Genomic DNA, 20,131 nt, shown 5'->3' on the forward strand with positions numbered 1-20,131 from the left:
ATGTGGGGAACTCTATCCGCCGTGCCTGTTTCCATGCGCGCTCAATTGTTAGGGCTTATGCACCAGATGTAACAGAACGTGTGCCTGTCGCCAGGAAGGCCGCTTTTCGATGCGCGTTAAGTGACGTTGTTGGGTATTTGTCAGCTTGATGGGTGCGCTCAGGTCGTCACGAAAGTTTCTAATTCGCGCTGGCCGAGCGGCGTGATGCGCAGCACGCGCGGGCGGCTGGCGCGCTCGACCCAGCCGTTCGAGGTAAAGCGCTCGAGCAGCGCCGCGCCGAGCGCGCCGCCCAGGTGCGGGCGCCGCTCGCTCCAGTCGAGACACGTGCAGGCGAAACGCCGCCGGCGTGCGTGCAGCGCCTCCAGGTCGACGCCCCAGTTCGACAGCCGCGCGACGCCTTGCTCCGTCACTTCGAGGTCGTCCTCATTGCGCACGAGCCATCCGCCCTCGACGAGCCGGTCGAACACGCGCACGGCGACCTCGCCGGCCATGTGGTCATAGCAGGTGCGCGCGTGACGCATCTCCATGGGCACCGTGCGAGCGGGGCGCGTCACGGGCTGCGCGGGCGCGGCGGCATGCGCGACGTTCATCAGCGCTTCGATGGCGGCGGCGACTTCTGCGGTGGCGATGCGGTAGTAGCGGTGCCGCCCGCGCACGTCGGGCTTGAGCAGGCCGCCTTCGGCGAGGCGGGCGAGATGCGCGCTCGCGGCGGACGGCGAGAGGCCCGCGATCATCGTGAGCTCGCCCGCCGGGCGCGCGCTGCCGTCCATGAGCGCCCATAGCATGGCGGCGCGGCCGGGGTCGGCGAGCAGCGCCGCGACGCGCGCGAGACCGGGGAAGTGGCGGGTTTCGTCGGTTGGGGGAAGAGGCATGATTGCTCCCGTGCGTAACTGACGGTTCGAACGGCGCGGCTTGCGCCGGCAGTTCTCTCATGTGCTTGCTGATGTGCTTACTCTAACGAAATCCACGATTCGACGTTTCAGGCTGCCGTGAAATATGGCGCGCAGATTTGGCCTGCACAAAGGCGCGCAAGTGAGCGAGTGAGGCGCGGTGTTGCCGGCTTGCCGGGGAGGCCCGGCTGCGGCGCGCTAGAATGGATTTCTTTCGGGAAGCAAACAGTCAGTCATGAAACGGATTCTTGTTCTTACAGCGATTGCACTGCTCTGTACGGCCTGCGCCGGCGGAACCACGCCGTCGAGCAGCACCGCAAGCGGCATCACGATGTACGGCACGATCGACCAGGGCATCACGATTCACAACTAACCGGTCGGAAGCGGCGATCTGGGGCGCTAGCACGCTTGGCAGAAATTGACGCAAGATCGACGTGTCTGCCAACGTCGCGCGTGCGATGATGGTCGCTTCGAATCCTCATCGCCCTTTGCATGCCTATGTCCGCGTCTCCCTGCGTGCGCCATGTGGTTTTCGCGGTCGCGCCCGATCTCGTGCTGCTCGATGCCTGCGGACCGGTCGAGGCTTTCTGGCGGGCCGAACTGGCGATGCGCGCCGCAGCAACGCCTGCTCGGGCCGCGCTGGCTGACTCTACGCATGCCGCCGATCCTTGCGCTTATCGCGTCACGCTCGCGTCTACGGCGGGCGGCGTGCTGCCCACGTTCGCGGGCACGCCGGTCGTGACCGAGCGGCTCGACTCGATCGACATCGCCACCATCGACACGCTGATCGTTCCGGGCGTCCCCATCGACGATTCAACCGTGCTCCAGCCCGAACTCGTCGCATGGATCGCCGCCGCGGCGCCGCATGCGCGGCGCGTCGCCTCGGTCTGCACCGGCGCGTTCTACCTTGCCGCCGCGGGCCTGCTCGATGGCCGCCGCGCCACCACGCACTGGCGCAACGCGGCGCAGCTTGCGCGCCGTTTCCCGCGGGTGAATGTCGACCCCGAGCCGATCTTCGTGCGCGACGAGCGCGACGGCCGCGTGGTCTGGACCTCGGCGGGCGTGACGGCCGGCATCGATCTCGCGCTCGCGCTGATCGAGGAAGACTGCGGCCACGCGGTCGCCATGCATGCCGCGCGGCGGCTCGTGGTGTTCATGAAGCGCCCGGGCGGCCAGGCGCAGTTCAGCGAGGCGCTGGAGGCGCAAAGCGCGGCGGGCGGCGCGTTCGACGCGCTGCACGGCTGGATGGCCGCGAACCTGCACAGGGAATTGAGCGTCGAGCGTCTCGCCGAAGCGGCGCGCATGAGCCCGCGCACCTTCGCGCGGCGCTATGTCGAGTCGGTGGGGCGCACGCCTGCGCGCACGGTGTCGGCCATGCGCGTGGAAGCCGCCGCCCACGCGCTCGCGCAGTCGCGCCTTCCCGTCAAGCGCATTGCCGCGGACTGCGGCTTCGGCACCGAGCAGAACCTGCGGCGCGCGTTCGAGCGGCGCTATGGCGTGCTGCCGCTCGACTACCGGGCGCGGTTTTCGTCGGCCTGAGCGCGCGGGGCGCCGGCGGATGACACGTCGGCGGATGACCGGGTGACAGGATGACACACGGCGCTCGTATAATCGACGCCATCCTATAACGACGCCTTGTACGACGCCTTGTCAGCAAGGCGCAATCCCCACGAGCGGAGCCCCCATGAGTACGCCTTCCCAGCCGCTGGACCGTTCGGAAACGACGTTCCGCTTTCTTGCCGAGCCGACCTCGGTGAACTTCGGCGGCAAAGTTCACGGCGGCGCCCTGATGAAATGGATCGACGAAACCGCTTACGCGTGCGCCGCCGTCTGGTCGGGCCGCTACTGCGTGACGGTGAGCGTCGGCAACATCCGCTTTCGCCGGCCGATTCTGGTCGGCAACATGGTCGAGCTGCGCGCGCGCGTGGTGGCCACGGGCCGCACCTCGATGCACATCCACATCACCGTGCACGCGGGCGACCCGAAGAGCGGCCAGTTGCGCCTCACGACCGATTGCCTGATCGTGTTCGTGGCCGTCGACGAAAACGGCAACCCGATTCCCGTGCCGACCTTCGTGCCGGAAACGGACGAGCAAAAGCGTCTCGCGAAATATGCGCTCGACGTGAAGGAAGCGCTCGACGCGATCGTGGACCTGAAACCCGAGGAAGTGGCGAAAGGCCGGGTTTGATCTTCCGATCGGCCGGGCTTATTTCTTCAGTGTGCCCACCATATCGGCGGGCTTGACCCATTCGTCGAACCGCTCGCTGCTCACGTGGCCGAGCGCGAGCGCGGCGGCCTTGAGCGTCGTGCCTTCCTTGTGCGCCTTCTTGGCGATCTGCGCGGCCTTGTCGTAGCCAATGTGCGGATTGAGCGCCGTCACCAGCATCAGCGACTCGTTGAGCAGCGTGTCGATACGCGCGCGGTTGGGCTCGATGCCCACCGCGCAGTGATCGTTGAAGGAGAGCGCGCCGTCGGCGAGCAGCCGGATCGACTGCAGCACGTTGTGCGCGATCATCGGGCGAAACACATTCAGTTCGAAGTTGCCGCTCGCGCCGCCCACATTCACGGCCACGTCGTTGCCGAACACCTGGCAGCACAGCATCGTGACTGCTTCGGATTGCGTAGGATTTACTTTGCCCGGCATGATCGAGCTGCCCGGCTCGTTCTCGGGGATCGAGAGTTCGCCGAGTCCGCAGCGCGGGCCGCTCGCGAGCCAGCGGATGTCATTGGCGATCTTCATGAGGCTCGCCGCCACGGTCTTGAGCGCACCGTGCGCGAACACGAGTGCGTCGGCGGCGGCCATCACTTCGAACTTGTTGGGCGCGGTGACGAAGGGCACGCCCGTGAGCTTCGCGATGGTCTCGGCCACTTTTTGCGCGAATTGCGGATGCGCATTCAAACCCGTGCCCACGGCGGTGCCGCCTTGCGCGAGCTCGTACAGATGGGGCAGCGTCGACTCCACGTGGCGGATGCCCTGGTCGAGCTGCGCGACGTAGCCCGAGAACTCCTGGCCGAGCGTGAGCGGCGTGGCGTCCTGCAGGTGCGTTCGGCCGATCTTCACGATGTCGGCGAACTGCTTCGATTTTGCGTCGAGCGTGTCGCGCAGCGTCTTCAGCGCGGGCAGCAGATGCTTGGCGATGCCGTATGCGGCGGCCACGTGCATCGCGGTGGGGAACACGTCGTTCGACGACTGGCCGCGATTGACGTCGTCGTTCGGATGCACCTTGCGCGCCTCGCCGCGCTCGCCGCCCAGAATCTCGCTCGCGCGGTTCGCGATCACCTCGTTGAGGTTCATGTTGGTTTGCGTGCCGGAGCCCGTTTGCCAGACCGCGAGCGGGAATTCGCCGGAGTGCTTGCCTTCGATGATTTCGTCGGCGGCCGCGATGATCGCGCGCGCTTTGGTCTCGTCGAGCATGCCGAGCGAGAGATTCACTTCGGCGGCGGCGCGCTTGATCGTGGCGAGCGCGGTAATGAGCTCGGGCGACTGCTTCTCGCTCGAGATGCGGAAGTTCTGCAAGGAGCGCTGCGTCTGCGCGCCCCAGAGCTGCGCGGCGGGCACGGCGATCTCGCCGAACGTGTCGCGTTCCATTCTGACGTTCCCGGTCATGGTGACACTCCAAGGTGAATGCGGCGTGCGCGGGAAGCCAGAACGGGATCTCAAAGCTGGCTGTCGACCGGCAACAGCAAGAATAGTCCGGTTAGCACATTCCTGTAGAAACCCGCACCGGGGTCGAGGTTGTAGGTGTGGATCATGCCGTCCTCCTCGTCGGTCCACACGAGCGGCGAGGAAATCGCGCTGCCGCGCAGCGACGCGAGCTGCGCCGGCGTCGCGAGCGAGACGCGATAGCTCACTTTCGGGGAGGTCGCGAACTGGAAGAGCTGGGCCACCTCGTGCGCGAGCTTTGGGCTTTCGACGGCGAGCGCGAGCTCCGTATTCAGGTTGGCCGAGCGCGGGTCGAGATTGAGCGAGCCGATCACGAGCGTGCTCTCGTCGATCACATAGGCTTTCGCGTGCAGGCTCGCGCGCGAGCGCGAACCGATCATGGGCAGGCGCCGTGCCCGCTCGGGCTTGGGCTGTACGGACTTGAACTCGTAGAGTTCGGCGTTGGCTTCGAGCAGCGGCACGCGATAGGGGCTGTAGCCCGCTTGCACGGCGATGGCGTCGGTGGCCGCCAGCGAATTGGTGAGGATCGCCACGCGCACGCCGCGCGCGGTGAGCGCGCGGATGGCCTGCACGCCGGCGTCGTGCGGCACGAAATACGGCGAGATGATCAGCACGCTGCTGTGCGCCTGATTGAAGCGATCGAGCAGGGAGCGCATCGCGTCGCCCATCTGGCCGCGCTCGGCGCCCGAGATTTTTTCCGGCGCGTCGGCCACGAATTCCCACTTCGCCCACGTGAGCCCGAGCTCGTCGCGCGCGATCTGCTGCGCGAGCGGCGTGGCGTTGAGCGGCTTCGCGTTGTAGGGGTCGGCGTTCTCGCGCCAGTGCGCGCGCAGCTCGTCGCGCGCAGCGTCGAGATCCTTCGGCTCGAACTTCTGATGGCGGAGCACGTTCAAGGGGTACGACACGCTGCTGTTCCAGTAGTCGTCGAAGCTCGCCGAGACGCTGGCCGCCACGGGGCCGGCGGTGAGCATGTCCAGATCGCGGAATTGGAGCGTCTCGCTCGCGCTGAAGTACTCGTCGCCGAGATTGCGCCCGCCCACGATCGCGAGTTCGTTATCGACGATCGTCGCCTTGTTGTGCATGCGGCGCGTGAACTGGTCGACGTTCGTGAAGAAGTTGCGCGTGCGCCTGAACATGCTCTCGTTCGGGCTGCCGTACGGATTGAACACGCGGATCTGGATGTTCGGATGGCTGTTGAGCGCCGCCATCAGACGGCCGACGTCGCGGAAGTTCAGGTCGTCGACGAGCATGCGCACATGCACGCCGTGGTCGGCCGCGTACAGCGCCGAGCCCAGCAGCAGCTTGCCGGTGGTGTCCTCGTTGGCGATGTAGTACTGCATGTCGAGCGTTTTCGTCGCCGCATGCGCGAGCGCGATGCGCATCTGCAGCGAGTCGGTGCCAGTGGCGAGCAGGCGGAAGCCCGACTCGTCGGGATGGGACGCCACGGGCGCGGCGAGCGCTTTGCCCAGCGGCGTCGCGCGCGCCTCCGCGGCGGGCAGCGCCGCCGAGCTGGCGCGCTGGAACGCCGTGGCGGGCGGGCGCGTCGCGCAGGCCGCGAGCAGCGTAACGCCGAGGAGCGCAACTAGCCGGAACGAAGCGAACGAAGCGAACGGCGCGAGCACGCGGGGCCGGGCGCGGCGCTGCGGCGCTGACGGCGCTGGGGGTGGGATATCGGCTGCGAAGCTCTGAACGGTATGCGCGGACAAGCGGATTCTCCTCTCCTGGCGACCGGAGTTGGCGCAAAGCGCCTGACTCCGGCGGCGTGCGAATTTGTTGGCGCTGCGTGTTGGCGCTGCGGCGTCTCCACTGGTGTTCGCTTACGTCGCGCGCCTTTTGCCCCTTTTGCCTCTTTTGCCGCCGATTTTATCGGGAAGCCGTGTCGCACGGCGTCCCGGGCGCGGGCGACGCCGCGTTCAGCCGCGCCGGCTGGCCGATGCGCCGGCGCTCGCCCTGAGCGCTTCGTCGGCGTCGCGTTCGCTGCCGCGCGCCGGCTCGCCGGCCCAGTAGCCCGCGAGCAGCGACCCGGAGAGGTTGTGCCACACCGAAAACAGCGCGCCGGGCAGGGCGGCGAGCGGCGAGAAGTAGAGCTTGCCGAGCGTCGCGGCGAGGCCGGAGTTCTGCATGCCCACTTCGATTGCGAGCGTGCGGCACACCGATTCGTCGAAGCCGAGCAGACGCCCGCCCCAGTAACCGCCGAGCAGACCAATGCCGTTGTGCAGCACCACGCCGAGCGCCACGAGCGGGCCCACCGTGGCGATGCTCGCGTGCGTGCTGCCCACCACGGCCGCGATGATCGCGAGGATCGAGACCATCGAGACGAGCGGCAGAATGGGCTCCACGCGCCGCACGAGGCCGCCCGCGAGACGGTTCACGACGAGGCCGACGGCAATCGGCAGCGCCACGATCTGCAGGATGCTCATGAGCATGCCGTGCACGTCCACGACGATCGAGGCGTCGACATAAAAGCGCGTGAGCAGCGGCGTCGCGAACACGCCCACGAGCGTCGAGAGCGCGCTGATCGTCACCGAAAGCGCGACGTCGCCGCGCGCGAGATAGATCATCACGTTCGAGGCCGTACCGCTCGCGACGCTGCCCACCAGCACCATGCCCGCGGTGAGGTCGGGCGGCATGTGCAGTGCGTGGGCGATGACCCATGCGGCCAGCGGCATCACCAGATAGTGCAGGAGGATGCCGGCGAGCACGGGCGCGGGCCGCGTGAAGACGCGCTGGAAGTCGGCGAACGAGAGCGTCACGCCCATGGCGAGCATGATGATCGTCAGGAGCGTCGTGACGTGCGGCGTGACTGGCGCGACGACACCCGGGTTGAAGTAGGCGAACAGCGAGACGAGGACGGCCCAGAGCGGGAATAGTCGGGTAATCGGGGCAAGCATGAGCGGGTCCGTGAGCGGGCTGGTTATGGGGCTGGTTATGGGGCTGCGCGGGGCCCGCTATTTTAACCATGCGTTTAATGAACCGCTCGGGTGGCTCTTTGGGACGCTTCGGCGGCGCGTTGGCAACCCGCCTGAGCGAGCGCGCGCGGCCTCAGCCCGCGCGCGCCGCCGCCTCGATTTGCGCGCGCCGGCTCATGCGATGAAAGCGCCACGTCATGAGCGCGGCCACGCTCGCGAGCCCGGCCGCGAGCCCCCACCAGAGCCCGAGCGCGCCCATCCCGAAGTGGAACGCGAGCACATAGCCGACCGGAAAGCCGATGCCCCAATAGCCGAGCGTCGCGGCGACCATCGGAATGCGGGTGTCCTTCAGGCCGCGCAGGCAGCCGGAGCCCACGGTCTGCATACCGTCGACGATCTGGAACAGCGCGGCCACGCCGAGCAGCGACGCCGCGAGCGCGACGGTCTGCGCGTTGGCCGGATCGTCGAGGTGCAGATAGAGCCCGACGATCCAGTGCGGCGCGAGCACCATCACGAGCGCCGACATCGACATGAAGCCCACCCCCAGCGCCAGCGCGACGAAGCCCGCATGGCGCGCCGCGCGCGGCACGCCCGCGCCGATCCAGTAGCCCACGCGCACATTGGCCGCCTGGCCGATCGAGAGCGGCACCATGAACATCACCGAAGCCACGTTCAGCGCGATCTGGTGCGCGGCGAGCGGCGTCGCGCCGAGCAGGCCGGCCAGCAGGCCAGTGGCGAGAAAGAGCATCGATTCAACGGCGTAGGTGATCGCCACGGGCCAGCCGATGGCGAAAAGCTCGCCCATCAGCGGCGCGGTGGGCCGCCGCGCGACCACGAAGTGCTGATGCGAGGGCCGCAGGTGCAGCAGCGCCATCAGCACGAGCGTGGTGAGCCAGACGGTGATCGCGGTAGCGACCGCCGAGCCGAGAAAACCGAGGCGCGGCAGGCCCCACGCGCCGTGAATCAGCCCGTAGTTCAGGAAGCCATTGAAGAACACGCTGACGATCGAGATCCACAGCAGGCGCCTGGCCGCGCCGATGGCGGGCAGGAACGAGCGCATCAGCCCCACGCCGATCAGGCTGGCGGGCGCGCCCCAGCGCAGCACGGCCGCGTACTCGCCCACCTGGTGCGCGAGCACGGGCGGCTCGCCGAGCGCAACCAGCAGGGGCCCCGCGAACGACAGCAGCGCGAACGCCGGCACGGACAGCAGCAAGGACAGCGCGAAGCCGGTCCAGTAGATGTGCGGCACGCGGTGCAGATCGTCGGCGCCGCGCGCCTGCGCAACGCTCACGCTCACCGAGGTCAGCACGCCTTGCAGCACCGTCACCACCACGAAGAACAGGTTTGCGCCGAGCCCGCCCGCCGCGAGCGCGCCCGCGCCCAGCGACCCGAGCAGCACGGTGTCGGTCACGCTCATGGCCATTTGCGAAAGCTGGGCGATGGCGAGCGGCGCGGCAAGGCGTGCGGTGTCGGCGGCGTGGCGTTTGAGCGAGGGCGGGGCGATGGCGCGGCTCGCCTGATCGGCGGGCGCGGAGGTAGTCGGTCGGGTCATGAAAAGCAAGCGCGGCGCGATAAATCGCGCCGCGCGTTCAGAAAGTGCGTTCGTGTCGAGTTGAGAAGCTCAGTGCGAGATTACGCTTCTTTCGGACAAAAAGCACCCGGATGGTGCATTCGCTTTCGAATCTATTTCATTTTTGGTCTGGCTGGCGCCTGCCTTACCCGGCTTCGCGCACCGCAATGCGCGTGTCGCCGAGCAGCACCGACTGGCCCGCGCGGATCTTGCACGTCTTGCGCAGTTCGACCTCGCCATCCACCTTCACGGCACCGGAGGCGACGATCTGCTTGGCCGAGCCGCCGCTGTCGGCGAGACCGGTGATCTTCAGGAGGTTGTGGAGTTCGACGTAGTCGCCGGTGAGAGTGAAATCGAGATTGGGCATGGTGGAAACGGAAATCAGGGGGTGCGCCGAGCGGGCACGCCGGGCAGGGCGCGCCGATGCTTGCGGACGAGAGGTGTATGAATATACAGTATGCGTCGCCGTGTCGATGCCGGACACGGCACGCGACTTCATATTTTCACCGGATATCGCCGCGCCTGCCTTGTCTACCATCTCCGCTGCCTCTCTCGCCGATTCTCCCTGCACGAGCGATATCGCGCCCGAGGCGGCGTCGTATCTCGCGAAGCTCAACGACGCCCAGCGCGCCGCCGTCGAGCACGGCGGGTTGCAAGCGTTCGCGCCGGGCGCGGCGCTTCCTGCGCCGCTGCTGGTGATCGCCGGCGCGGGCTCGGGCAAGACCAACACGTTGGCGCACCGCGTCGCGCATCTGGTTGCGAACGGCGCCGATCCGCACCGCATCCTGCTGCTGACCTTCTCGCGCCGCGCGGCGCAGGAGATGACGCGGCGCGTCGCGCGCATCGCGGCCGGGGTCTCGGGCGCGGCGGCGGTCCTGGCTCAGGGGCTCAACTGGGCAGGCACATTCCACGGCATCGGCGCGCGCCTGCTGCGCGAATACGCCGAGCAGATCAGCCTCGCGCCGGCGTTCACGATCAACGACCGCGAGGACTCCGCCGATCTCATGAACCTCGTGCGCCACGAGCTGGGGTTATCGGCGAAGGACAAGCGCTTTCCCGCGAAGTCGACGTGCCTCGCGATCTACTCGCGCGTCGTCAATACCGGCGACTCGCTCGCGAACGTGCTCGCGCGCTCGTTCTCGTGGTGCCTCGAATGGGAGCCGCAACTGCGCGCGCTGTTCGCGGCCTACGTGGACGCCAAGCAGAAGCAGAACGTGCTCGACTACGACGACTTGCTGCTCTACTGGGCGCACATGGCGGCGGAGCCGGCCATCGCGGCCGATCTGGCGGGGCGCTTCGACCATATCCTCGTTGACGAGTATCAGGACACCAACCGCCTGCAGGCGTCGATCCTGCTCGCGCTGAAGCCCGATGGGCGCGGCCTCACCGTGGTCGGCGACGACGCTCAGGCGATCTATTCGTTTCGCGGCGCGACGGTGCGCAACATCCTCGATTTCCCGGCGCAGTTCGATCCGCCTGCGCGCCAGGTCACGCTCGAGCGCAACTACCGCTCGACCGAGCCGATCCTCGCCGCCTCGAACGCGGTGATGGACGCCGCCGCCGAGCGCTTCACCAAGAACCTGTGGACCGATCGCGCGTCGCAGCAGCGTCCGCGCCTCGTGACGGTCGCCGACGAAGCCACCCAGGCGCGCTACGTCGTCGAGCAAATTCTGGAGGCGCGCGAGGGCGGCATGACGCTCAAGCAGCAGGCGGTCCTGTTTCGCGCCGCGCACCACAGCGCGACGCTCGAAATCGAACTCGCGCGCCGCAATATTCCGTTCGTGAAATTCGGCGGCCTGCGCTTTCTCGACGCCGTGCACGTGAAGGACGTGCTCGCCGTGCTGCGCTGGGCCGAGAATCCGCTCGATCGCGTGGCGGGTTTTCGCGTGACGCAATTGCTGCCCGGCGTCGGACCCGCGACGGCGGCGCGCCTGCTCGATCAGGTCGCGGCCTGCACGGGCGCGTACCGTGCCGCGCAGGCGCTCGCCGCATTCGCGCCGCCGCCGCGCGCGGCCGAGGACTGGCCCGCGTTCGCGGCGCTCGTCGATCAGCTCGGTATGCGTGCCACGCCGTGGCCCGCCGAGTTCGAGCGCGTGCGGCGCTGGTACGAGCCGCATCTGGAGCGTAACCACGAAGATGCTCAGGTGCGTCTCGCCGATCTGCTGCAGATGGAAAGCATCGCGAGCACCTACGCGTCGCGCGAGCGCTTTCTCACCGAACTCACGCTGGATCCGCCCGACGCGACGAGCGCCGAGTCGGCCGATCCGCTGCTCGACGAGGACTACCTGATTCTTTCGACGATCCATTCGGCCAAAGGCCAGGAGTGGCGCAACGTGTTCGTGCTCAACGGTGTGGACGGCTGCATCCCGTCCGATCTGGGCGCGGGCAGCGACGAGGAACTCGAAGAGGAGCGGCGCCTGCTCTACGTGGCGATGACGCGCGCGAAAGAAGATCTGCACATTGTCGTGCCGCAGCGCTTTTATGTGCACAACCAGGCCGCGAGCGGTGACCGTCACGTGTGGGCGTCGCGCACGCGCTTCATCGCCGCCGGGATGCTGCCGTTGTTCGAGTCGCGCGCCTGGCCGCCCGCGCCGGTGGTGAGCGCGCCGAGCGCGGCGGGACTGGCCGCCGCCGCGCGCGCGAAAGTCGAGATCGGCGCGAAGCTGCGCAAGATGTGGGAGTAGGGGCTAGCCGCGCGGCTGGTTCTTCGGCGGCGGCACGAAGAAGTTGCGCAGCCAGGCGGCCAGGCGCGTGAACACGTCGTCGGGTTCCTCGACGAAAATTTCCGGCTTCAAAAGACGCAGATATTCCATGATCTGCTGCGCTTCCTGCTTCTGGAACGTGCCGTGCGCGATGGCGAGGCGCAAGAGGCCGCGCAGCTCGCCCAGACGCTCTCGCGCGAGACTGCCGCTCGCCTGCTCGCAGCCGATCTTCGCTTCATAGACGCGCTGGCGCACCGACTCCGCAAGCCGCCACGCAGGCGTCTGCATCGACTCTTCGAGCATCTGGATATCCTGCACGCCGGACTGGATCTGTGCGGCGAGCGGGTCGATCAGCGTCTGCCCGGCGTCTGCTTCGCGGACGATTGCGGCGGCCCACTCGCGGCACTGCTTCGCGCGCTCGTCGGGTGTCCATTCGGGCCTCGACGCAAAGCCAAAGCCGAATTCGCCCGCCTGGCGCAGCAGGATCGACACGACCTCGGGGAACTCCTTGTCGAGGGTGCGCTTGGCCCATGCGTACTGCCCGCCCTGCAAAAGCCGCTGCACGGCCTGCTCGGTGAGCGGCGTCATGTTGTCGAGCAGCTTCGCGCGCAGGAAGTCCTCGAACGATGGCGTGAGGAACTGCGGGTCGAGCTTGAGCGAGACGCGCAGGAACGCATCGAAATCCTTGCGCAGCGACGCAAGCGTTTCGTCCTTGAGAGTGAGAGTGATCTGCCCCATGGTGTTGCCCCGTGTATTCCTCGCGGTGCCTGTCTGTCGCGCCAATGCAGGCCTCGACGGTTTATCGGCGCAGCGGGGCGAAACTTGAGGCGGGGCGGACCGGTGCCGACAGGGCAGGCAACCTCAGCGCAGCACGACGCCCTGCCAGAGGAAGAACACGCCCAGCCCCACAGCAATCGTGAGGAGCGGCCGTTTGGTGAGCGCGCTCACGGCGATAGCCGCGAGCGCACCGACGAGCTGCGGGTTGCGCCACGTGAGCTCGGCGTGCTGGCCGTGCGGCGACACGGCCATCGGCACGATGATCGCGGTGAGCACCGTGACGGGCACGAAGCCGAGCGCGGTGCGCACAATCGGCGGGAACACGAGCCGATCGCCGAGCACGAAGACGGCGGTGCGCACCGTCACGGTAATGACGGCCATGCCGAGAATCAGGACGACGTAGTTCATGGGCGGCCTCCGGCGGTGTGTGCGTCCGTGGTTGTTGCGCTCGTGCGCGGCTTGCGCGGCAGCGAGAGCGCGACGCCCACGGCCACGCCCGCGAACACGGCGCCGAGCAGGCCGAGCTTGTACGGCCAGCCTTGCCAGAAGAAGGCGAGCGTGCCTGCCGTGGCAGCGGCGGCCAGGTAGCGCACGGCCACGAGTTGCGGCACGACGATGGCGATGAAAGTGGCGACCATCGCGAAGTCGAGCCCGAGCGACTGCAGTCCCGGGAACGCCGCGCCGAACAGCAGGCCTGCCGCAGTCCACAATTGCCAGTTCAGGTACATCGAAAGGCCCGAGCCGAGGAAATGCCACGGCGAGACATCACCAGGCGCATGGCGGCGGAAATACGCCCAGGATACGGCGAACACCTCGTCGGTGAGCAGGGCGCCGAGCACGAGACGCCAGCGCATCGGCAGATGCGAGACATAGGGCGCGAGCGTCGCGCTGTAGAGCACGTGACGCAGATTCACGATGAGCGTGGTGGCCCAGATCACGGCAAAGCTCGCGTGCGAGGCGATCAGCCCTAGCGCGATGAATTGCGCGGAGCCCGCGAACACGGCGAGCGACATCAACTGGCCGTGCCAGAGCGAGAGCGGGCCCGAGGTGACGAGCGTGCCGAAAATGACGCCGAAGGGCGCGGAGCCGATCATCATGGGGATCGTGTCGCGCGCGCCGGCGACGAATTCCTTGAAGCGATGGGGGTGACGGGGCAAGCGAGTCTCCAGATTGGGAGCCCAGCATAGCGGGAAGCGGCGCGCGCGGCTTGTACGTTCTTGCGGCGCGCTCGCTTTCGGCCGCTTCCACCCGCTCGCTCTATTGTCGGCGGGCGGCCTCTTGCGCCAGGGGTTGGGGGGCTAGTTGGCCTGCCAGCGGCCGGGCGGCACGCCGAACATGCGGCGGAAATGCCGCGTGAAATGACTCTGGTCCGTGAAGCCGCTCGCGGCGGCGACCTCGGCAACCGGGGCCCCCGCGCGCAACGGCCCGAGCGCGCGCTGCAGCCGTAACTGAGTGCGCCACGCATGCGGGGGCAGACCTGTGGCCCGGGTGAACAGGCGCGTCGCGTGAAACGGCGAGAGACCGACCGCCTGCGCGAGATCGGCCACGCGCAGCGGTTCGGTGAGATTGGCGGCCAGCAGCGCCTTCATGATTTCGACGCGCGGCTCGTTCGCGGCGGACCCGAACCGCGCCTCGCGCGTGCGCGCGTGGCGGGTCAGGAGCGTGGAAAGCGCGTCGAGCAATGCGCCCTCAACGGCAAGGAGGTCGGGCTGCGGAGCCTTCGGTGCGCCGAGTGCGCCTGGTGTATCGGACACCAGCGCGAGCGCGGTACGGCGGCGATCGGCATCTGCCTCCAGCAACTGGTGCGCGCGCGAGAGCCGGCGTGCGAGATCGGTGTCGCGGATTACCTCGGGGTCGAACCACGGCAGCGGCTGCGCGCGGCCCGCAATTTCTCCCGCGAGCGTGTGCAGATAGTCGACCGGCACATACATGACGCGATAACGCCAGCCTTCGTCCACAGCGCGCGAGCCCGTGTGAACCTCGCCCGGATTGATGACCGGCACGCTGCCCGCTTCCGCGACATGCTGCGCACCGCGGTAGTGGTAGCACTCGGCGCCGTCCTCGATTACCGGGATCGTGTAGGCCTCGTGCCAGTGCGGCGTGAAGGTGTGATCGTGATATTCGGCCGTGAGCAGATCCGCGCCGGGCAAAAGCGGCGTGCGCCAATAACGGGCGGAATCGCGAAAACGGGCGAGCGTCATGGGAAGGGTCCGGCCAGACCCTTAGTCTAGCGCACGGGAATGGTCGTGCCTGCCGGCATTGGCACGGCGGTGACGCTGTTCTTCGCACTGCCGCTCACCACGCGGTCGCTGTACGTCAGGTAGACGAGCGCATTGCGCTTGGTATCGACCACGCGGACCACGTGCAGCGTCTTGAAAACCAGCGACATGCGCTCGCTGAAAACATCGGCCTGCTGCTTGAGCGGGGCCGCGAAGCTGATCGGGCCGACCTGGCGGCAGGCGATCGACGCTTCGGTCGGGTCTTCTGCGATTCCGAGCGTGCCTTTGACGCCGCCAGTGCGCGCGCGGGAGACGTAGCACGTGACGCCGCTCACGGCGGGATCGTCGTAGGCCTCGACGACCACTTTGTCGGAGCCGGTCACGCGGAAATTGGTGTTCACGCTGCCGATCTGCTCGGAATGGGCGGCGCCCAGCGCGAGCGCGCCGGCGCAGAAGGCGAGCGCCGGACGCAGTCGGGCGGCGAAGCGAGTCGGTTTCATGCGAAGTTCCGAAAATGGCAAAGCGACATTATCGGGCAGGGCGGGGTGGGGAGAGGCAGGTGGAGCGCCTAATAGTCGAACTCACGTTGATGCCGAAAAGCCAGCAGGTAGACAGTGTCGTGGCCCGGATCATGGAGATACATTGCGATATAGCCGGAATCGTCGAATGGAATCACGAGTTCGCGCAAGTCGGGCGACTCAGGCAATGGACGTCCGATTGCCGGCGTGATTTCCAAGGAGAGGAACTGCAGGGAGATGATTTGTGCGGCTTCAGGTGATTTGGACCTATCCGGCATTTTGTGGGCGAGGCATATCACGAGAGGTAGAAATTATGGATATGCCAATGAAGAAGAAACGCACGGTAGCCTCGCAGGCAGCGGCCCGCGGGCCGCTGCCTGAACTGCCCACGGAACTGCTGGATCAACTGGTCAAGGGGCCGATGACTCCGGTCGAGGTGCAGGATCTGATGCTGGCGTTCAACAAGGCCGTTATCGAGCGGGCAACGAGTGCAGCGATGTCTGGCCATGGCTTGATTCAATCAAAGGCCGAGCCGCCGCGCAAAAGAAAAAAGCCGTTGCGCAAGATACGCAACGGCTTCGATATTTTGGCTCCCCGACCTGGGCTCGAACCAGGGACCTACGGATTAACAGTCCGGCGCTCTACCGACTGAGCTATCGGGGAACAGCAGTACAGCTACAACCTTTTACTTCATGAAAAAGCCCGTTCTGGTTAACGGGCTTTTGTAAATCTTGGCTCCCCGACCTGGGCTCGAACCAGGGACCTACGGATTAACAGTCCGGCGCTCTACCGACTGAGCTATCGGGGATCAACAAAAGCAGAGAACGAGATTCTATGGGGTCTGGCGTAACCTGTCAACACCTTGTCGTCATCTTGTTATTCATTCCTGCAAAAAAGACGCCAGGAATTCAGAATGACGACGCCCCAACGGCAGAACGATGCTTAGCGCGCGAGCAGCGCGAGCTTGTCCTTCACGTCCTTGAACTCGTCGGCTTCCGGCAGCGGCGCCTTGGTCTTGGTGATGCTGGGCCAGCCCTTTGCCAGTTCGGCGTTCAGCTCGGTGAAGTGCTGCTGGTCGCCAGGCACGTCCTCTTCAGCGTAAATGGCGTTCACCGGGCATTCGGCAACGCACACGGCGCAGTCGATGCACTCGTCCGGGTCGATCGCGAGGAAGTTGGGACCTTCGCGAAAGCAGTCCACCGGGCACACATCGACGCAATCGGTATAGCGGCACTTGATGCAGCTTTCGGTCACAACGTGGGTCATTCAGGCAGCTCCTGCATGCTTGTATCGGGGGTAGGCGCGGGGTTGACGATGCGCCAAAACCAATATTGTAACTGATGCCGATTTTCCGCAGCCAGAGGTCCGCAGCGGTTCTTAGATCGTTTCGTGATTAGTTTATGCATCACGTCGGGCAAGCACGATTCATCTGCGCGTGCGGACCGATGCGACATGAGGGCTAGCCGGCGAGCCGCGGGCGCATTCGGGTAACATGCAGGCATCTTCGGCGCATGCCGTTTGCGGCACAGCCGCCTCGCTCATCATGATCATTACTTCGCTGCTCGATACCGACCTGTACAAATTCACGATGATGCAGGTGGTGTTGCATCATTTCCCCGCGGCCAATGTGGAATACCGGTTCCGCTGCCGTACGCCCGACGTCGATCTCGTCCCTTACGTCGACGAAATCCGCAGCGAGATCCAGAAGCTTTGCAGACTGCGCTTTGCCGAGCCCGAGCTCGAGTATCTGCGCAAGATGCGCTTCATCAAGGGCGACTTCATCGATTTTCTCGCGCTCTTCCATCTGAACGAGAAGTACATTTCGGTCGCGCCTTCGCCAAAGGGCAACGGCGAAATCGACATCGAAATCAAGGGGCCGTGGCTGCACACGATTCTCTTCGAGATTCCGGTGCTCGCCATCGTCAACGAGGTCTATTTCCGCAACACGCAGCAGCATCCGCAGTACGAGGAGGGGCGCGAGCGCCTGCGCCACAAGATCGAATTGCTCGGCGCGAAGCCTGAGTTCGCCGACTGCAAGATCGCCGACTACGGCACGCGCCGCCGCTTCTCGAAGCGCTGGCACGAGGAGGTGATCCTCACGCTCAAGGAGGATCTCGGCGAGCAGTTCACGGGCACGAGCAACGTCTACTACGCGATGAAGCACAACCTCACGCCGCTCGGCACCATGGCGCACGAGTATCTGCAGGCGTGCCAGGCACTCGGCCCGCGTCTGCGCGACTCGCAGATCTACGGCTTCGAGATGTGGGCGAAGGAGTATCGCGGCGACCTCGGCATCGCGCTTTCGGACGTCTACGGCATGCAGGCTTTCCTGCGCGACTTCGATATGTACTTCTGCAAGCTCTTCGACGGCGCGCGCCACGACTCGGGCGATCCGTTCGAGTGGGGCGAGCGTCTGCTCAAGCACTACGAGGACAACCGCTGCGATACACGTACGAAGACCATGATCTTCTCTGACGCGCTCGACATTCCGAAGGTGCTGCGCCTGTACGAGCGTTTTCGCGGGCGCTGCCGCCTCGCGTTCGGGGTCGGCACCAATCTCACCAATGATCTCGGCTATCAGCCGCTGCAGATCGTCATCAAGATGGTCCGCTGCAATGGCCAGCCGGTCGCCAAGCTTTCCGATTCGCCGGGCAAGAACATGTGCGACGACAAGGCTTATCTCGCGTATCTGCGTCAGGTGTTCGGCATCGAGCAGCCCACGGAAGAAGAGAGCGCGGGTCAATAAGCCCCTTTGCTCCAGGTCAGAAGAAAAGCGACGCCCCGGTATAATCGGCGCGTCGCTTTTCTTCATCTGTCGAGGTCGCGTATGGACTCCAAGGTCGACACCACGGCCGCCCGCCGCAGCATACTCGCGCGCATCCGCGCAGCGCAGGGCCGCGACGCGACGCCCGCCGCGCACGAGCGCGAAGCTGTCGCCGACTACCTCGCACGTCATCCGCAAGGACCGCGTCCGCCGCTCGAAGGCGATCTCGTTGTTCGCTTCATGGACGAGGCGAAGAAAATGGCGTCGAGCGTCGATGAAGTCGCGCAGCTCGCCGACGTACCCACTGCCGCCGCGCGCTATCTTGCCTCGCTCGGGCTCCCGACCCAGGCCGTTGCCTGGAAGGTGCTCGAATCATTCGACTGGGCCGGCGCGGGATTGAGCGTCGAATTTCGCAAGCCGGAGGACCGCGATCTCGTCGGCCTGACCGGATGTTTTTGCGCGACCGCCGAAACGGGCACGCTGGTTCTGCTGTCCAGCCCGCAAACGTGGGCCTCCGGCGCGCTGCTGCCCGAGACGCATATTGCCGTCGTGCCGGCGTCGCGCATCGTGGCCGGTCACGAGGACGCTTTCGCGCTCATGCGGGCCGAACGCGGCGAGCTGCCGCGCGCGGTCAACTTCGTTTCGGGACCGTCGCGCACCGGCGATATCGAACAGACCATCGTCCTCGGCGCGCACGGGCCGTATCGCGTGCATGTCATCGTCGTGAAGGGCGCATGACGGTTGAGGCGGCCGTCGTCGACGGCGCAACGCTTCCCGCTGCATGGGGCCTGCCGTTCGCGTGCATGCTGCTGTCGATCGCGCTCTTTCCGATGTTTGCGGCTACGTTCTGGCATCGCCACTTCGGCAAAATCTCGGCGGCCTGGGCCTTCGCGTTCCTGCTGCCGTTCGCGGCGACGCACGGTTTCGCGGCCACTTGGCCGCTCATGCTGCACGCGTTCTTCGACGAGTACGTGCCGTTCATCGTCCTGCTCGGCGCGCTCTATACGATATCGGGCGGCATCTGCGTGTACGGGAACCTGCGCGGCTCGCCGCGCACGAATACCGCGATTCTCGCGCTCGGCACTGTGCTCGCTAGCGTGATGGGCACGACCGGCGCGGCGATGCTGCTGATCCGGCCGCTCCTGCGCGCGAACGACAACCGGCGCCACAACGTCCACGTCGTCGTGTTCTTCATCTTTCTTGCGGCCAATGCGGGCGGCTCGCTCACGCCGCTCGGCGATCCGCCGCTGTTCCTCGGCTTTCTCAACGGCGTGGGTTTCTTCTGGACTACGCAGCATCTCGCGCTGCCGATGCTGTTCGTCTGCGGCGTGCTGCTTGCCGCGTTCCATGCGCTCGATTCGTGGTACTTCCATCGTTCGGGTGAGGCGCGCGCAGCGTTTCTCGATCCGACGCCGGATACGCCGGAGCTTTATGTCGGCGGCAAGCTCAACTTCGTGCTGCTCGTGCTCGCGATTGCGCTCGTGCTGATGAGCGGCGTCTGGAAGCCCGGCATCGATATTGCGTTGCCCGGCGTGCACCTCGAGTTGCAGAACCTCGTGCGCGACATGGGGCTGGTCGTGCTGGCGATCGTGTCGCTCGTGTTCGTGGCCCGCAAGGCGCGCGCGGACAACGACTTCGACTGGGCGCCCATCGTCGAGGTGGCGAAGCTGTTCGCGGGCATCTTCGTGACGATCGCGCCGGTGATTGCGATGCTGCGGGCGGGCGAGGCGGGCGTGTTCGCTGCGCTGATCCAGTTCGTGAACGGCGCGCCCGGCCAGCCCAACGACGCGCTGTACTTCTGGGCCACGGGCCTGCTTTCTTCGTTTCTCGACAATGCGCCCACCTATCTCGTGTTCTTCAATCTCGCGGGCGGCGACGCGCAGGCGCTCATGACGGGCGGTGCGAAAACGCTCGCGGCCATCTCGGCCGGCGCGGTCTGGATGGGCGCGATGACCTATATCGGCAACGCGCCGAATTTCATGGTGAAGGCGATCGCGCAGCAGCGCGGTGTGCGCATGCCGGGCTTCTTCGGTTTCCTGGGCTGGTCCTGCGCAATCTTGCTGCCGGTGTTCGCCGTGGCGACCTGGCTCTTTTTCGTCTAACGGTTGGGTTCGGCCC

General features: G+C 66.3%; 20 protein-coding genes, 2 tRNA genes and 1 pseudogene. 8 read left to right on the forward strand and 15 right to left on the reverse strand.

Features of this window, described 5'->3' with window-relative positions; genetic code table 11:
- Window positions 1–158 precede the first annotated feature (158 nt).
- Window positions 159–872, reverse strand: coding sequence for an ArsR/SmtB family transcription factor (locus tag NH14_RS14790; protein ID WP_035522589.1), 714 nt, complete (start codon window positions 870–872; stop codon window positions 159–161).
- A gap of 253 nt (window positions 873–1,125) precedes the next feature.
- Here NH14_RS14790 and NH14_RS14795 point away from each other — a divergent pair, with 253 nt between their 5' ends.
- From NH14_RS14795 to NH14_RS14805, 3 genes are all read left to right on the forward strand, one after another.
- Window positions 1,126–1,263 carry a hypothetical protein gene (locus NH14_RS14795; protein WP_167556479.1) on the forward strand — a complete coding sequence of 46 codons (138 nt, stop codon included), beginning with the start codon at window positions 1,126–1,128 and terminating at the stop codon, window positions 1,261–1,263.
- Window positions 1,264–1,388: 125 nt separating this feature from the next.
- Window positions 1,389–2,429 (forward strand): GlxA family transcriptional regulator, encoded by a 1,041-nt coding sequence (locus tag NH14_RS14800; protein WP_152617074.1) that lies wholly within the window; start codon window positions 1,389–1,391, stop codon window positions 2,427–2,429.
- A 145-nt stretch (window positions 2,430–2,574) separates the two neighbouring features.
- Complete coding sequence (locus NH14_RS14805) at window positions 2,575–3,078, forward strand: acyl-CoA thioesterase (RefSeq protein ID WP_035522593.1); 504 nt, start codon at window positions 2,575–2,577, stop codon at window positions 3,076–3,078.
- Window positions 3,079–3,096: 18 nt separating this feature from the next.
- Here NH14_RS14805 and fumC read toward each other — a convergent pair whose 3' ends face one another.
- From fumC to NH14_RS14830, 5 genes are all read right to left on the reverse strand, one after another.
- The gene (fumC, locus tag NH14_RS14810; RefSeq protein ID WP_084225109.1) at window positions 3,097–4,497 is read right to left on the reverse strand and encodes a class II fumarate hydratase; all 1,401 of its coding nucleotides are present in this window, start codon (window positions 4,495–4,497) and stop codon (window positions 3,097–3,099) included.
- A 50-nt stretch (window positions 4,498–4,547) separates the two neighbouring features.
- Window positions 4,548–6,224: a phospholipase D family protein gene (locus NH14_RS14815; RefSeq protein ID WP_152617085.1), complete on the reverse strand. Its 1,677-nt coding sequence runs from the start codon at window positions 6,222–6,224 to the stop codon at window positions 4,548–4,550.
- A gap of 243 nt (window positions 6,225–6,467) precedes the next feature.
- Window positions 6,468–7,445, reverse strand: coding sequence for a ketopantoate/pantoate/pantothenate transporter PanS (gene panS, locus NH14_RS14820; protein WP_035522599.1), 978 nt, complete (start codon window positions 7,443–7,445; stop codon window positions 6,468–6,470).
- 151 nt (window positions 7,446–7,596) lie between these two features.
- On the reverse strand, window positions 7,597–9,015 hold the full coding sequence (locus NH14_RS14825) for an MATE family efflux transporter (RefSeq protein ID WP_035522601.1): 1,419 nt from the start codon (window positions 9,013–9,015) through the stop codon (window positions 7,597–7,599).
- Window positions 9,016–9,178: 163 nt separating this feature from the next.
- Window positions 9,179–9,400, reverse strand: coding sequence for an RNA-binding S4 domain-containing protein (locus NH14_RS14830; protein ID WP_035522603.1), 222 nt, complete (start codon window positions 9,398–9,400; stop codon window positions 9,179–9,181).
- Window positions 9,401–9,506: 106 nt separating this feature from the next.
- On the opposite strand from NH14_RS14830, the gene NH14_RS14835 reads away from it, so the two are divergent.
- On the forward strand, window positions 9,507–11,717 hold the full coding sequence (locus tag NH14_RS14835) for an ATP-dependent helicase (protein ID WP_084225113.1): 2,211 nt from the start codon (window positions 9,507–9,509) through the stop codon (window positions 11,715–11,717).
- Between the two features lie 3 nt (window positions 11,718–11,720).
- On the opposite strand, the gene NH14_RS14840 is transcribed toward NH14_RS14835, so the two are convergent.
- From NH14_RS14840 to NH14_RS14865, 6 genes are all read right to left on the reverse strand, one after another.
- Window positions 11,721–12,473, reverse strand: coding sequence for a DUF4088 family protein (locus tag NH14_RS14840; protein ID WP_035522605.1), 753 nt, complete (start codon window positions 12,471–12,473; stop codon window positions 11,721–11,723).
- Window positions 12,474–12,596: 123 nt separating this feature from the next.
- Window positions 12,597–12,920: an AzlD domain-containing protein gene (locus NH14_RS14845; protein ID WP_035522606.1), complete on the reverse strand. Its 324-nt coding sequence runs from the start codon at window positions 12,918–12,920 to the stop codon at window positions 12,597–12,599.
- Window positions 12,917–13,609 carry an AzlC family ABC transporter permease gene (locus NH14_RS14850; RefSeq protein WP_084225142.1) on the reverse strand — a complete coding sequence of 231 codons (693 nt, stop codon included), beginning with the start codon at window positions 13,607–13,609 and terminating at the stop codon, window positions 12,917–12,919. Before NH14_RS14850 ends, NH14_RS14845 begins: the two co-directional genes overlap by 4 nt.
- Window positions 13,610–13,810: 201 nt before the next feature.
- The gene (locus NH14_RS14855; RefSeq protein WP_035522609.1) at window positions 13,811–14,713 is read right to left on the reverse strand and encodes a helix-turn-helix transcriptional regulator; all 903 of its coding nucleotides are present in this window, start codon (window positions 14,711–14,713) and stop codon (window positions 13,811–13,813) included.
- Between the two features lie 26 nt (window positions 14,714–14,739).
- Window positions 14,740–15,231: a CreA family protein gene (locus NH14_RS14860; protein WP_035522612.1), complete on the reverse strand. Its 492-nt coding sequence runs from the start codon at window positions 15,229–15,231 to the stop codon at window positions 14,740–14,742.
- Window positions 15,232–15,299: 68 nt separating this feature from the next.
- The gene (locus NH14_RS14865) at window positions 15,300–15,527 is read right to left on the reverse strand and encodes a type II toxin-antitoxin system RelE/ParE family toxin (protein WP_084225144.1); all 228 of its coding nucleotides are present in this window, start codon (window positions 15,525–15,527) and stop codon (window positions 15,300–15,302) included.
- 35 nt (window positions 15,528–15,562) lie between these two features.
- On the opposite strand from NH14_RS14865, the pseudogene NH14_RS14870 reads away from it, so the two are divergent.
- Window positions 15,563–15,757, forward strand: a pseudogene (locus NH14_RS14870) (IS256 family transposase); the annotation flags it as partial.
- 79 nt (window positions 15,758–15,836) lie between these two features.
- Here NH14_RS14870 and NH14_RS14875 read toward each other — a convergent pair.
- The 3 genes from NH14_RS14875 to fdxA form a co-directional block, all read right to left on the reverse strand.
- A tRNA-Asn gene (locus NH14_RS14875) sits at window positions 15,837–15,912 on the reverse strand.
- A gap of 69 nt (window positions 15,913–15,981) precedes the next feature.
- Window positions 15,982–16,057: transfer RNA gene (locus tag NH14_RS14880), tRNA-Asn, on the reverse strand.
- 134 nt (window positions 16,058–16,191) lie between these two features.
- Window positions 16,192–16,515, reverse strand: coding sequence for a ferredoxin FdxA (gene fdxA, locus NH14_RS14885; RefSeq protein WP_035522616.1), 324 nt, complete (start codon window positions 16,513–16,515; stop codon window positions 16,192–16,194).
- A gap of 277 nt (window positions 16,516–16,792) precedes the next feature.
- On the opposite strand from fdxA, the gene pncB reads away from it, so the two are divergent.
- The 3 genes from pncB (at window position 16,793) to NH14_RS14895 (ending at window position 20,115) form a co-directional block, all read left to right on the forward strand.
- Window positions 16,793–17,995, forward strand: coding sequence for a nicotinate phosphoribosyltransferase (gene pncB / locus NH14_RS14890; RefSeq protein ID WP_035523036.1), 1,203 nt, complete (start codon window positions 16,793–16,795; stop codon window positions 17,993–17,995).
- Between the two features lie 81 nt (window positions 17,996–18,076).
- Entirely contained in the window at window positions 18,077–18,751 is a 675-nt protein-coding gene (locus NH14_RS33495) for a LutC/YkgG family protein (protein ID WP_035522619.1), read from the forward strand.
- Window positions 18,748–20,115, forward strand: coding sequence for a sodium:proton antiporter (locus NH14_RS14895; RefSeq protein ID WP_035522622.1), 1,368 nt, complete (start codon window positions 18,748–18,750; stop codon window positions 20,113–20,115). The genes NH14_RS33495 and NH14_RS14895 overlap by 4 nt, the downstream gene beginning before the upstream one ends.
- The last annotated feature ends 16 nt before the right edge of the window (window positions 20,116–20,131 follow it).

Source organism: Paraburkholderia sacchari (assembly GCF_000785435.2).
Lineage (GTDB): Bacteria > Pseudomonadota > Gammaproteobacteria > Burkholderiales > Burkholderiaceae > Paraburkholderia > Paraburkholderia sacchari.

What these genes read in the sequence shown, in the direction of transcription:
- panS (WP_035522599.1), bottom strand. Translation starts at nt 7,445, where the DNA reads ATGCTTGCCCCGATTACCCGACTATTCCCGCTCTGGGCCGTCCTCGTC.
- NH14_RS14860 (WP_035522612.1), bottom strand. Translation starts at nt 15,231, where the DNA reads ATGAAACCGACTCGCTTCGCCGCCCGACTGCGTCCGGCGCTCGCCTTC.
- NH14_RS14855 (WP_035522609.1), bottom strand. Translation starts at nt 14,713, where the DNA reads ATGACGCTCGCCCGTTTTCGCGATTCCGCCCGTTATTGGCGCACGCCG.
- NH14_RS14835 (WP_084225113.1), top strand. Translation starts at nt 9,507, where the DNA reads ATGCCGGACACGGCACGCGACTTCATATTTTCACCGGATATCGCCGCG.
- NH14_RS14895 (WP_035522622.1), top strand. Translation starts at nt 18,748, where the DNA reads ATGACGGTTGAGGCGGCCGTCGTCGACGGCGCAACGCTTCCCGCTGCA.
- pncB (WP_035523036.1), top strand. Translation starts at nt 16,793, where the DNA reads ATGATCATTACTTCGCTGCTCGATACCGACCTGTACAAATTCACGATG.
- NH14_RS33495 (WP_035522619.1), top strand. Translation starts at nt 18,077, where the DNA reads ATGGACTCCAAGGTCGACACCACGGCCGCCCGCCGCAGCATACTCGCG.
- NH14_RS14795 (WP_167556479.1), top strand. Translation starts at nt 1,126, where the DNA reads ATGAAACGGATTCTTGTTCTTACAGCGATTGCACTGCTCTGTACGGCC.
- fdxA (WP_035522616.1), bottom strand. Translation starts at nt 16,515, where the DNA reads ATGACCCACGTTGTGACCGAAAGCTGCATCAAGTGCCGCTATACCGAT.
- NH14_RS14825 (WP_035522601.1), bottom strand. Translation starts at nt 9,015, where the DNA reads ATGACCCGACCGACTACCTCCGCGCCCGCCGATCAGGCGAGCCGCGCC.
- NH14_RS14865 (WP_084225144.1), bottom strand. Translation starts at nt 15,527, where the DNA reads ATGCCGGATAGGTCCAAATCACCTGAAGCCGCACAAATCATCTCCCTG.
- NH14_RS14790 (WP_035522589.1), bottom strand. Translation starts at nt 872, where the DNA reads ATGCCTCTTCCCCCAACCGACGAAACCCGCCACTTCCCCGGTCTCGCG.
- NH14_RS14800 (WP_152617074.1), top strand. Translation starts at nt 1,389, where the DNA reads ATGTCCGCGTCTCCCTGCGTGCGCCATGTGGTTTTCGCGGTCGCGCCC.
- fumC (WP_084225109.1), bottom strand. Translation starts at nt 4,497, where the DNA reads ATGACCGGGAACGTCAGAATGGAACGCGACACGTTCGGCGAGATCGCC.
- NH14_RS14805 (WP_035522593.1), top strand. Translation starts at nt 2,575, where the DNA reads ATGAGTACGCCTTCCCAGCCGCTGGACCGTTCGGAAACGACGTTCCGC.
- NH14_RS14830 (WP_035522603.1), bottom strand. Translation starts at nt 9,400, where the DNA reads ATGCCCAATCTCGATTTCACTCTCACCGGCGACTACGTCGAACTCCAC.
- NH14_RS14845 (WP_035522606.1), bottom strand. Translation starts at nt 12,920, where the DNA reads ATGAACTACGTCGTCCTGATTCTCGGCATGGCCGTCATTACCGTGACG.
- NH14_RS14850 (WP_084225142.1), bottom strand. Translation starts at nt 13,609, where the DNA reads ATGATGATCGGCTCCGCGCCCTTCGGCGTCATTTTCGGCACGCTCGTC.
- NH14_RS14840 (WP_035522605.1), bottom strand. Translation starts at nt 12,473, where the DNA reads ATGGGGCAGATCACTCTCACTCTCAAGGACGAAACGCTTGCGTCGCTG.